Origin of the sequence: Kitasatospora putterlickiae, from assembly GCF_039527695.1 — a bacterium.
Lineage (GTDB): Bacteria > Actinomycetota > Actinomycetes > Streptomycetales > Streptomycetaceae > Kitasatospora > Kitasatospora putterlickiae.
The window spans coordinates 7,211-19,435 of sequence record NZ_BAAAKJ010000005.1; the positions used below are offsets into that span (position 1 = coordinate 7,211).

General features: G+C 76.2%; 8 protein-coding genes and 1 pseudogene. 5 read left to right on the forward strand and 4 right to left on the reverse strand.

Going from position 1 to position 12,225, the window contains the following annotated elements:
* The 5 genes and pseudogenes from ABD308_RS00480 to ABD308_RS00500 all read left to right on the forward strand — a co-directional run.
* The coding region (locus ABD308_RS00480) for a putative baseplate assembly protein (protein WP_344322540.1) at positions 1-1,606 on the forward strand (1,606 nt) is incomplete at its 5' end.
* Complete coding sequence (locus ABD308_RS00485) at positions 1,603-5,394, forward strand: putative baseplate assembly protein (RefSeq protein ID WP_344322548.1); 3,792 nt, start codon at positions 1,603-1,605, stop codon at positions 5,392-5,394. The genes ABD308_RS00480 and ABD308_RS00485, both read left to right, overlap by 4 nt.
* Positions 5,391-7,637 carry a hypothetical protein gene (locus ABD308_RS00490; protein ID WP_344322555.1) on the forward strand — a complete coding sequence of 749 codons (2,247 nt, stop codon included), beginning with the start codon at positions 5,391-5,393 and terminating at the stop codon, positions 7,635-7,637. The genes ABD308_RS00485 and ABD308_RS00490 overlap by 4 nt, the downstream gene beginning before the upstream one ends.
* Positions 7,638-7,725: 88 nt before the next feature.
* Positions 7,726-7,773 (forward strand): annotated as a pseudogene (locus ABD308_RS00495) (hypothetical protein); the annotation flags it as partial.
* Positions 7,774-7,856: 83 nt separating this feature from the next.
* Entirely contained in the window at positions 7,857-9,068 is a 1,212-nt protein-coding gene (locus ABD308_RS00500; RefSeq protein ID WP_344322560.1) for a DUF6519 domain-containing protein, read from the forward strand.
* Between the two features lie 71 nt (positions 9,069-9,139).
* Here ABD308_RS00500 and ABD308_RS00505 read toward each other — a convergent pair whose 3' ends face one another.
* From ABD308_RS00505 to ABD308_RS00520, 4 genes are all read right to left on the reverse strand, one after another.
* Positions 9,140-9,412, reverse strand: coding sequence for a DUF202 domain-containing protein (locus ABD308_RS00505; RefSeq protein ID WP_344322565.1), 273 nt, complete (start codon positions 9,410-9,412; stop codon positions 9,140-9,142).
* Complete coding sequence (locus ABD308_RS00510) at positions 9,409-9,780, reverse strand: YidH family protein (RefSeq protein WP_344322572.1); 372 nt, start codon at positions 9,778-9,780, stop codon at positions 9,409-9,411. Before ABD308_RS00510 ends, ABD308_RS00505 begins: the two co-directional genes overlap by 4 nt.
* Positions 9,781-9,786: 6 nt before the next feature.
* Positions 9,787-11,226, reverse strand: a complete 1,440-nt coding sequence (locus ABD308_RS00515) for a sulfatase family protein (protein ID WP_344322580.1) — start codon at positions 11,224-11,226, stop codon at positions 9,787-9,789.
* Between the two features lie 9 nt (positions 11,227-11,235).
* On the reverse strand, positions 11,236-12,225 hold a 990-nt coding region (locus ABD308_RS00520), incomplete at its 5' end, for an MFS transporter (protein WP_344322587.1).

Consider the following 12,225-nt stretch of genomic DNA (forward strand, 5'->3'; position numbering starts at 1 on the left):
CCACGGGCTCGGCGCACTCGCCGGGGTCGGTCCGCAGGTGGACGCCGGCCCGGCCGATGAGCCCCGCGCCGACGCCCAGGCGGCGGCGCTGGAGACGCTGCTCGACCAGTCCCGCTACCCGGTCCTGCCGCGCGCCTTCAAGCCGGTGCCGCGCTTCGGGCCGGTCACCCAGGCGGCCGCCTACCCGGACCCGGCCCACGTCTCCGCCCGCCAGGCCGACCTGCTGGCCGCCGTTCCCGAACGGGTCCGGCAGCGGCTGGAGGAGCTGTGGCGGCGGGCGAGCCGGGGACACCACCCGTCCCGTGCCGAACTCGCCGAACTCGCCCTGCTGTTCGGCGCCCGGGTGGTGCGCGACCTGCACCTCGCCGAGCGGCCCGCCGCCGGACTGCGCGAGCTGCTGGCCCGCCGCACCCGTCTGCTCGCGGCCAAGCTGCGCCGTCTGGAGGTGCTCACCGCGCGGGCCCGCGCCGGCACCGTGCTGCGGCGCTCCGCCGTCTGGGAGGTGGCCCAGAGCTGGGGCCCCCGCTACGCCTCCGGGCTCGACCCCGACTCCCCCGCGCTGGCCGGCCCGGCGAGCGGGATCGCCGTCCAGGACCCGCGCGCGGCGCTGCCGGCGGTCCGGGCCACCGCCGACGGCCTGGAGTGGACGCCCCGCCGGGACCTGCTCGCCGACGGCCCCCGGGACCGGCACTTCGTCGGCGAGCCGGAGGACGACGGCCGGCTCGCGCTGCGCTTCGGCGACGGCCGGCACGGCCTGCCGCCCACGCCCGGCGCGGAGCTGCGGGTCGCCTACCGGATCGGCAACGGCACCGCCGGGAACGTCGGCGCGGAGGCCGTCAACCACCTGGTGGTCTGCCAGGACCGGCCGCCCCACCCGGCCGAACGCGACGGCGCCCGGCCGCGGGACGCGGTGCTCCGGGTCCGCAACCCGCTGCCCGCGACCGGCGGCACCGAACCCGAACCGCTCGACCAGGTCCGCCAGTCGGCCCCGCTCGCGCTGAGCCGCACCCGGCTGCGCGCCGTCACCGCCGCCGACTACGCGGAGCTGGCCGCCGGCCTGCCGGGCGTCCACCGGGCCGCCGCCGGACTCCGCTGGACCGGCAGCGTCCAGGAGGTGCACGTCGCCGTCGAGCCGTACGGTCGGGCCACCGCGGACACCGCCCTGCTGGCGGCGGTCGCGGACGGCCTGGAGGCGTACCGAAGGATCGGCCACGACCTGGTCGTCCGCCCCGCGCTGCTGGTGCCGATCGACCTGGAACTGCGGATCTGCGCCGCCCCCGGTCACCAACGCGGCCACGTGCTGGCCGAGTTGCGGCGGGTGCTGGGCAACCGCGCCCTGCCGGACGGGCGCCTCGGCTTCTTCCACCCCGACGCGCTGGGCTTCGGCGAACCGGTGCGGGTCTCCCGGCTGGTGGCCGCGGCCGCCGCCGTGCCGGGCGTGCTCAGCGCCCAGGTCACGCGGCTGCGACGGCAGTTCGGGCGGGACGACGGCGAGCCGGACGCCGGGCTGCTGCGGCTCGGCGCGCTGGAGATCGCCTGCTGCGACAACGACCCCGACCGGCCGGAGAACGGCCGGCTCTCGATCGTGATCGGAGGCGGCCGATGAACGGCCAGTGCGCCTGCGGCTGCGCGGGCACCGCGACCGCGACCCCGGCCCCGCTGTTCAACCCGCCCGGGCTGGACGCCATCGGCTACCGGGTCGGCCGCTACGGGCAGTTCCTGGACAGCCTGCTCACCCGGCTCTCCGGCCCCGCCCACCCGGCGCTGCGCGAGCTGACGGTCCGCACCCCGGACGACCCGGCGGTCGCGCTGCTGGACGCCTGGGCCGCGCTCGCCGACGTGCTCACCTTCTACTCCGAGCGGATCGCCAACGAGGGCTACCTGCGCACCGCCACCGAGGAGGCCTCGCTCACCCTGCTCGGCCGGCTGGTCGGCCACCGGCCCCGGCCCGGCGTGGCCGCCGACACCTACCTCGCCTACACCCTCGACCACGACCCGCGGGCCGCCCAGGACCCGACCGTGACCGTCCCGCGCGGCGCCCGAAGCCAGAGCGTCCCCGGCCCCGGCGAGGACCCGCAGTCCTTCGAGACCGCCGAGGACCTCGCCGCCCGCTCGGACTGGAACGAACTGGCCGTGCTGCGCCGCCGTCCGTACCAGCTGACGCCCGGCCAGCTGAACCCCGGCGGCCGGGCCGAGCTGTTCGCCGCCGGCACCGCCAACAACATCCGGCCCGGCGACCGGCTGCTGTTCGTCTTCAGCGCCGACAAGGCCGCCGACCCGGTCCACCGGGTGCTTCGGCTGGTGCCCGAGGTGCGGCTCGACCGAGAGAACGACGTCACGGTGATCGGACTGCCCCGGGACCTGCGCACCCTCAAGGACCTGCGCGCCGAGCTGGCGGACTGGGTCACCGTCTCCGCGAACGCCCCGAACCCCAGGCCCGGGCGGAGCCGGATCGTCCGGGACTTCGACGCCCAGGTGCTGGCCCCGCTGCGCGCCGACCTCGACCTGCCGTCCGGCCCGCTGGGCACCCCGGCCGGGTTCGCCGACCGGCTCGCCCCGGTGGTCGACCGGGCGGCCGAGGCCGCCGAGCTGGCCCGCTCGCAGCGGCCGGTGGCCGACTGGTTCGGCCGGCTCGGCGGGGAACTGACCGGCCTGCGGGCCCGCGCCCACCAGCTGGAGCCGCCGCAGGCCCCGGACGGGCCCCGCCCCCCGGGATCCGGAGCCGACGACCCGGCCGTCCGCGGACTGGGCCCGCTGCTGGCGGCGCTGCGCACCGCGCCCACCCGGCCCCCGCTCAGCGCCCGGGACCTCGCCCGCGACCCGCGGCGCCTCTTCGCCGCCGGCTCGGACCTCGGGGTGCGGCTGCTGTCCGCCCTCGACCCCCGGCTGAGCGAGGGCCTCTACCCCGCCTGGCGCCGGGTCGACCTGACGGCGCCGCTCGCCGTGCACGAGATCCAGGCGATGCGGGTGGTCGCCACCCCGTTCGGGGCCACCGCGCCGCTCAAGCCCGTCTACGGCGCCGACGGCCGGATCGACCGCTATGTGGACTGGCCGCTCTCCGGCAGCACGCTGATCGGCGTCCGGATCGGCTTCGACGCCGCCGGCACCGTGCCCACCACCGCCGACTTCACCTACGTCGAGGCCGGCAGCCTGCTGCACAGCGGCTTCTCGCTGCCGTGGGACCACACCTTCCCGTTCGGGCCCGGCCAGATCGAGGTGGTCACCACCGAACCGCCGCCGCCCGGCCCGCGCGCGTCCGCCGCCGGCCGGCCCGCACCGGGCCGAGCCGTACCCGACCAGGCCGCGCCCGCCCCGGAACCCGGCGTCAGCGCCCGGCTATTGGCCAGGCTGCCCGAACGCACCGTCCTGGTCTCCCGCCCGCAGGCCGACGGCCGGGTGCACGTGAGGATCGAGGGCGGGCCCGGCCCCGCGCTCGACCACCTGCTCGACCCGGGCGAGGAGCGGACCGGCGACTCCGGCGAACTGAACGTCCGGGTGCACCGCTACGCCGCCACCGAGCAGTCGCCGCCCGCCGTCGAGGTGGTGTTCACCACCAGGCTGCAGCCGGTCTCCGGCACCGTCCTGACCCTCGACGCCGTGTACGACCAGATCGCGCCCGGCAGCTGGGTGGTCATCCAGCGCCCGCGCAAGGGGATCGACGGCGGCGTCCCCGGCAGCCGCGACCTCGCCGAGGTCATCACCCGGGTGACCGACGTGCGGGTGATCTCCCGCGCCGACTTCGGCATCACCGGCAAGGTCACCGAACTGTCCCTGCAACAGCCGTGGCTGGACGACCAGGACACCCAGCTCTCGCACATCCGGGACGCCACCGTCTACGCCCGCGGCGAATCGCTGCGGCTCGCCGACGAGCCCGTCGCCGAGGACGTGCACGGCGACCGGATCGAACTCGCCCGGCTCTACGACGGGCTGACCCCCGGCCGGTGGATCACGGTCGGCGGCGAGCGGACCGACATCCCGCACACCACCGGGGTCCGCGGCACCGAACTGGCCATGATCGCCGGTGTCGAGCAGGGCGTCGACCCCCGGCTGCCCGGGGACGCCGTCCGCACCACGATCACGCTCACCGCCCCGCTCGCCCACCGCTACCGGCGCGACACCGTCCAGGTCCTCGGCAACGTGGTCCGCGCCACCCAGGGCGCCACCCGCGACGAGGCCATCGGCAGCGGCGACGCCGGCGTGCCGGGCCAGCGCTTCACCCTCTGGCAGTCGCCGCTCACCTGGCTGGCCGCCGACACCCCCGGGGGCGCGCGCAGCACCCTGGAGATCCGGGTCGACGGGGTGCGCTGGCACGAGGTCGACAGCCTCGCCGGGCGCGGCGCCACCGAGCGGGTCCATGTCACCGGAACCTCCTCCGACGGCCGCACCACCGTCACCTTCGGCGACGGCGTGCACGGTTCGCGGCTGCCCACCGGCCGGGAGAACGTCCGCGCCCGCTACCGGATCGGCATCGGCGAGACGGGCAACGTCGGCGCCGGCCGGATCACCCAGCTCACCACCCGCCCGCTCGGCGTCTCCGCCGTCGTCAACCCGCTGCCCGCCACCGGCGGCGCCGACCCGGACGGCCCCGGACTCGCCAGGCGCACCATCCCGCTCGCCGTCACCGCGCTGGACCGGCTGGTCTCGGTCCCCGACTACGAGGACTTCACCCGCGCCCGGGCCGGCATCGGGCTCGCCGCCGCCACCCGGCTCTCGGACGGCCGGCGCGAACTCGTGCACGTCACGGTGGCCGGGGTGGACGACATCCCGCTCACCGCCGACTCCGACCTGATCCGCACCCTGCGCTCCTCGCTCACCGCCCACGGCGACCCGCGGCTGCCGGTCGAGGTCGCGGTGCGCGAACTCGTCCTGCTGATCGTCGCGGTGAGCGTCAAGGTCGACCCGGACCACTCCTGGGACCTGGTCGAACCGGCGCTGCGCCGCGCCCTGCTCGACCGGCTCGGCTACGCCGGACGCCGACTCGGCCAGAGCGCCCACCTGTCCGAGGTGCTCGCCGCCGCCCAGGCCGTCCCCGGCGTGGACCGGGTCGACGTGGACGCCTTCACCGGCGTGCCCGGCAGCCTCACCCCGGAGGGCCTGGAGCGGCTGTCCGACCGGCTCGCACGGCCGCAGCCGACGGTCCCGGCCCGGCTCGCCCGCTTCGAGGAGCAGCGGTACCGGGTGAGCGACCCCGCCGGGGAGACGCTCACCGCCGTCGCCGCCCGCCACGGCATCCCGGTCGCGGAGCTGCTGCGCCTCAACCCGTCCGTCACCGACACCCGCCCGCTGCCGGCCGGCCGGGTGCTGACCGTCTTCCGCGGCGTCCGCCCGGCCCAACTCGCCCTGCTGTCACCGAACCTGCCCGACACGCTGATCCTCAAGGAGGTCCGCGGATGACCGAGCCGAGCACGACCCAGCCGACCGAGCGGGACCCGGACGGGCTGCTGGAGCTGCTGCCGCAGTGGCACCGGCTGCGGGACGCCGACGCGGGCGAGCCGCTGCGCGCCCTGCTGGCCGTGATCGCCGAGCAGGTCGACGTCGTCCGCGCCGGCGTCGACCAGGGCTACCGCGACTGGTTCGTGGAGACCGCCGCCGACTGGGCCGTCGCCTATCTGGGCGACCTGGTCGGCTACCGGATCCTGCCCGGCTACGAGGAGGTGCTGGCCACCGGCCTGCACGGCGGCGCCTCCCCGGAGCGGACCTCGGCCCGCGACCGGCTCGCCGCCCGGCTGGCGCCCCGGCTGGACGTGGCGAACACCGTCGCCAACCGCCGCCGCAAGGGCACCCTGGCCCTGCTGGAGGAGCTGTCCGCCTCGGTCGCCGACTGGCCGGCCCGGGCCGTGGAGCTCTCCCGGCTGCTCGGCGGCACCCAGCCGGTGCGGCTGCTGCGCCCGGACGAGCAGCCGGCGGACCGTCAACGGCTGGGCCGGGGCCGGCTGGTCGACGTCCGGCGCGGCGGCGCGCTGGACCTGCTCGGCGGTCCCTTCGACGGGCAGGCGCACACCGCCGACGTCCGCCGGGCCGCCTCCGCCCGCCGCCGGGGCGGCTACACGCCGGCCGGGGTCGCGCTGTACGTGTGGCGGCTGAAGCCGTACCCGGTCACCCGGGCGCCGGCCTACTGCGTCGACCGGGCCAGGAACCTGTTCACCTTCTCGGTCCTCGGCAACGACGCCCCGCTGGTCACCCGGCCCGAGCCGGAGCCGTCCGCCACCCACCTCGCGGCGCTCGACAACGTGCCGGCCCCGATCCGGCGCCGGCAGCTGGCCGAGCGCCTGGCCGACTACTACGGGCCCGGCAAGAGCTTCGCCGTCTGGCGCGACGGCGCCCACGAGCCGGTGCCGCCCGCCGAGATCACGGTGGCCGACCTGACCGACTGGACCTACCGGCCCGAGCGCGGCCAGGTCGCCGTCGACCCGGTGCTCGGCCGGATCGCCTTCGGCGCCCGCACCGCGCCGCGCCGGGGCGTCTGGGTCGACTACCACTACGCGTTCGGCGACGACACCGGCGGCGGGGAGTACCCGCGCGACCGCCCGCCGGCCCGGCACCGGACGCTCTACCGGGTCGGCCCCGGCCGGCCGTACGACCGGATCAACGACGCCTACCAGCAGTGGCGCGCCGACCAGCAGGACGGCCGGGCGGGCGGCGCCGCCGTCATCGAGATCACCCACAGCGGCGCCTACCAGGAGCAGCTGGACTTCGACCTGGCGGCCGGGGACCGGCTCGAACTGCGCGCCGCCGAGGGCGCCCGGCCGGTGATCCGGCTGCTCGACTGGTACAGCAACCGGCCGGACGCGCTCAACGTCCGGGGCGTCCAGCCGGGCGGGCGGCTGGTCCTGGACGGCCTGCTGATCAGCGGTCGCGGCGTCAACGTCACCGGGCCGCTGGCCTCCGTCACCCTGCGGCACTGCACCCTGGTGCCGGGCTGGTCGCTGGAGCCGCACTGCGCACCGCACGCGCCGCAGGAACCCAGCCTGGTGCTGGACCACACCACCGCCTGCGTCCGGATCGAGCGCACGATCCTGGGCGCGATCCAGGTGGTCGGCGACGAGGTGGCAGCCGAACCGCTGGAGATCCACCTCGGCGACAGCGTCCTGGACGCCACCGGGCCCGGGCGCCCGGCCCTCTCCGGGCCCGACTGCGCGCCCGCCCACGCGCTGCTGCACGCGCACCGCTCCACCGTGGTCGGCGAGGTGCACACCCACGCGGTGACGATCGCCGAGGACTGCGTCTTCACCGGGCGGATGCGGGTGGCCCGCCGCTCGCTCGGCTGCCTGCGGTTCTGCTACGTCCCGCCGGGCTCGCGCACCCCGCGCCGGTACGCGTGCCAGCCCGACCTGGTGCGCTCGGCGGTGACCGAACTGGTCGAGCGCGGCGAGCTGGACCCGGCGCGGGCCGCCCGGCTGCGCGACCTGGAGACCGCGCGGGTCCGCCCGCTGTTCAGCAGCCTCCGGTACGGCACGCCCGACTACGGCCGGTTCGCCGCCGGGTGCGCGCCGGAGATCACCCGGGGCGCCGAGGACCGCTCCGAACTGGGCGCCTTCCACGACCTGTTCCAGCCCCAGCGCGAGGACAACCTGCGGGCGCGGCTGGCCGAGTACACGCCGGCCGGCACCGACGCCGGCGTCTTCTTCGTCTCCTGACCCGCTCCTCGCCATCGAATCCGAGAGGGAAACCGTGCACGCAGACTTCTCGCGCCTGACCTTCAGGCCCGGAAAGCACTACTCCGCGGTGCTGACCCAGCAGGGCCGGGTCCAGCTCGACGCCGACGCCAACGAGCAGGCCGCGATCGAGCGGTACCAGCTGCGCACGCTCGCCGCCGACCTGATCGGGGGGNNNCGCCCGGGTTCGCGATCGGCCATGTGCCGGGCAACCACGACGTGGACGACCTCGCCATCGGCGGCGGCCGGTACTACGTGGACGGCGTCCTGTGCGAGGCCGACCGTCCCGAGCCCGCCCCCGCCGTGCCCGACGACGGCGGCCCGGACGGCGGCGACGACGTCCGCCGGGCACCGGCCCCCGCCGGCTGGACGTACTGGGACCAGCCGGACGCCTACCGGGACCAGGACCGCCCCGGCGACCGGCTGCCCGGCGAGTTCCCGTTCCTGGTCTACCTGAAGGTCTGGGAACGCGCCGTCACCGCGGTCGAGGACCCGGAGATCCGCGAGGTCGCGCTCGGCGCCGCGATGCCCGACACGGCGGCCAGGGCCAAGGTCGTCTGGCAGGTCCTCGCCCTGCCCGGCGCCGAGTTGGGCCTCTCCGACGACGGCGCCTCGCGGGTGCCGGAGGCCTTCGACGCCTGGGCCGAACCGCGCGAGCGGCCCACCGCCCGGCTGGCGGCGCGCGCCCGTCGGCCGGAGCGGGCGAGCGAGGATCCGTGCCTGGCCCATCCCGAGGCCGCCTACCGGGGCCCGGAGAACCAGCTGTACCGGGTGGAGGTCCACCGCGGCGGTTCGGCCGGGCGCGACGCCACGTTCACGTGGTCCCGGGAGAACGGCTCGGTGGTCCTGCCGGTCGTCTCGGTCGAGGGCGTCTGGGTGGACCTCACCACGCTGGGCGACGACGACAGGTCCGGCGTCTCGGTGGGCGACTGGGTCGAGGTCGCGGACAGCGCCTCGGTCAGCCGGGGCGAGCCGGCGGACCTGCTCCAGGTGGAGGAGACCGATCTGCCGGGCCGCCGGGTGCGGCTGTCCGCCGAACCGGGGCCGGAGGTCGGGCGGCTGCCCGAGCGTCACCCCTTCCTGCGCCGCTGGGACCACCGGGCGCCCCGCGGCCGGGACGCCCCGCCGCTGTCCGGCGGTGCCCTGCGGCTCCAGGAGGGGGTCTGGCTCGACCTGGAGGACGGCGTCCAGGTGTACTTCCGGCCGGGCGGCGGGTACACCCGGGGCGACTACTGGCTCGTCCCGGCCCGGACCGCCACCGGGGAGGTGGAGTGGCCGCGGAACCCGGGCGGCGAAGCCCTGCTCCAGCCCCCGGCCGGCGTCCGGCTCCACCACGCCCCGCTCGCCTGGGTGACCGGCCCGGCCACGGTGGTGGACCTCCGGCGCACCTTCGGCCCGCTCGGGCTCGTCTGACAATTCGCGTCGCGGCGGGAATTGTCGGACGAGCCCCAACGGCCCCCACCGGACGGCCGAACCGGGATCCGTCAGGCGCGCGGGGCGTACTGCGCGGCGATCAGCAGGCCCGCCGCGGCGGCGCAGGCCGCCATCGCGACCCGCCTGACCCGGAGGCCGACCCTCGTGGTGACGGACAGCGCCGCCACCACGAGGAGCAGGACGCCCGCCGGCGCCTCGGCCACGCTCCGGTGGACGAGGGCGCCGCGCAGCGCCAGAACGGCCGCGACCACCGCCGACAGGGCGGTCCGCCGGCCGGCGAGCGCGGTGCGTTCGGGCTGCAGCCCGGGATCGCGCGGAGTCATGAGGCCCGGACGATCAGCAGGAGCAGGCCGAGCCCGGCCACCGCGGCACCGGCGGCCAGCACCGGCGGCATCCGGGTCCGCGGCAGGGGCCGTTGGTGGCGCATCGCCCGCTGGACGGCGCGCCAGCGGAACCAGGCCACCGCGCAGAGCAGCGAGCCCACCACCGCCAGTACGGCGCCGAGCACCGCCCCCGCCGTCCCCCGCGCGTGCGGCGGGACGAACTGGGCCACGGCGAGGGCGGCCGCGATCAGGGCCAGTCCGGTCCTGAACCAGGCGAGGAACGTCCGCTCGTTGGCCAGGGAGAACCGGTAGTCCGGCTCCTCGCCCTCCTCGTACCACGGGGTGGCACGGCGGCCGCCCTTCGGCACGGCCGGCTACCGGTCGCCGGGCGCGGGCAGGGCCACCTGCGGCAGGCGCGGGTCCGGCGCGAGCGGGATGACGTCGGCGGTCTCGACCATCCACCGCAGCACGGCCTCGTGCAGGCGCCGTTCGGTGGCGGCGTGCTCCGCGCGGCCGGCCAGGTTGACCCGCTCCTGCGGGTCGTCCGCCCGGTGGTACAGCTCCGGGGCCTCGTAGAGCCGCCAGACGTACGTCCACTCCTTGTCGCGGACGGCGACGGCCTTGCCGACGAGTTCGGGGTCCTCGTGCTGGAGGGCGCCCTTCAGGTCGTACGGGAAGCCCGGGCGCTCCATCTGCGGCTCCTCCTCGACGGTGAAGCCGCCCTCGGTGAAGGCGTATTCGCGGTGCGCGGCGGTGGGGTCGTTCAGCAGCGGCACCAGGCTGCGGCCGAAGTGGCGGTGCGGTGCCTCGGCCCCGGCCAGTTCCAGCACGGTGGGCAGCACGTCGACCATCTCCACCATGGCGTCGCTGACCTGTCCGCCGGCGAAGCCGCCGCCGCTGATGATCAGGGGGTCGCGGGTGATGCAGTCGTGCATCGCCGAGGGCCACTTCTCGATCAGCCCGTAGTCGCCGAGGTATTCGCCGTGGTCGGCGAAGAACAGGGTCACCGTGTCGTCCGCGGCGCCGGCCTCCGTGACCGCGCCCATCACCCGGCCGAGCTGGTCGTCGAGGCGGGCGATCATCCCGTAGTAGGTGGCCATGACCTCGCGCCACTGCTCCGGGGTGACCTCGCCGATGCCGTAGCGCTCGCGGATGGCCCGCATGTAGCGCGGCTCGCCGGCCGGGTCGCCGGGGGCGGCCGGGTCGGGGAGGGCGTCCCGGTCGATCTGGGAGAACCAGGGCTCCTCGATCTGGAACGGGCAGTGCGGCGCCACCAGCGGGACGAACAGCACCCAGGGCTGCTCGGGCGGGTTCTCCAGGAACCGCTCGGCGGAGCGGATCGCGGCCTCGTCCGGGTCGATCCGCCCGTCGTCGGGCACCAGGCCCCGGTAGAACAGCCGGGACCAGACGCCCTCGGGGTAGTCGCCGCCGTAGCCGACGGTGGGCATGGTGGAGAAGCCGTACTCGTGGACGCTCGCCTCGGTGACGCCCGGGGCGAAGGTGTCGCCGCGCGCGCCCGCCCAGGTGACGTGGTAGCCGGCGTCCTTGAGGATGCGCAGCAGGTTGGGCTCGTGCTCCTTGAGCAGGTGGGTGAGGGTGCGGTGGCCGGCGGTGTGCGGGTACCAGCCGGTGAGCATCGAGGCCCGGCTCGGGGAGCAGACGGGGTGCTGGACGTAGGCCTGGTTGAAGGTGGTGCCGCGGGCCGCGAGGGCGTCCAGGTGCGGGGTACGGACGTGCGGGTTGCCGAACGCGCCGACGGCGTCGGCCCGCAGCTGGTCGGGCATGAGGATCACGAAGTTGGGACGGCGGGTCATGTGCGGTTCCTAGTTCTGCGTGGCGTTCGGAAGCGGGTGGCCGTCGGCGGCGCGGCGGTCGAGGTCGGCCTGGACGGCGGCGACGTCGCGGGCGTAGGTGCGGTAGAGCGGGGTGGTGAGGAGTCCGTTGACGAGGATGACCACGACCACCATCCACAGGAAGGCGCTCTGCAGCCCGATGGTGTCCCCGAGGAAGCCGACCATCAGGGTGATCACGGCCCAGCCGATGCCCTCGACGCCGATGAAGACGGCGAAGGCCGCGGCGCGCAGTTCCGGCGGCGTGATGGCCATGACGACCGGCCGGTTGACCGACGGCTGGAGGCCCTGCAGGAGGCCCATCAGCGACAGGAGGAAGGCGTAGATCCCGAGGTGGGTCCAGGCGATCTGGGTGGCGATGTAGGCGACGACGCCGTAGCCGAGGAGCGCGATCTGCAGGACGGCGATGCGGCCGGTGCGGGGGTGGCGGCGCTGCACGCGGTCCGCCGCCAGCCCGCCGCCGAGCGTGCCGACCAGGTAGGACAGCGCGGCCGGGAAGACCACCAGCGAGGCCTGCGCGTTGCCGAAGCCGCGGACGTCGACCAGGAACACCACACCGAAGGCGACCATCACGAACTGGGCGCTGAGCAGGCGTTGCAGGCACATCAGCGGGAAGCTGCGGATGCCGGCCAGCCGGCGCAGGCTCGCCCGGTCGAAGGCGCGGCCGCGCGGCGCGGCGGGTCCGGCCTTCAGCGCGGCGAGTTGGGGCTCGGACCCGCCGACGCCCGGGTCCTGGAAGAACAGCAGGATGGCGATCCCGGCCAGCACCTGGAGTGCGCCGACGACGAAGAACCCGTAGCGCCATCCGCCGTCGATCCGGGACAGCTGCCCGAGCGTCGGGCCGAGGAGCGCGGTGACCAGGGCGACGGTGCCGAACATGACACCGGCCGCCCGGCCGCGGGAGCGGTCGTCGAAGAGGTCGGCGAGGACGCCGTTGATCAGGGGGCCGCTGCCGGCGACGCC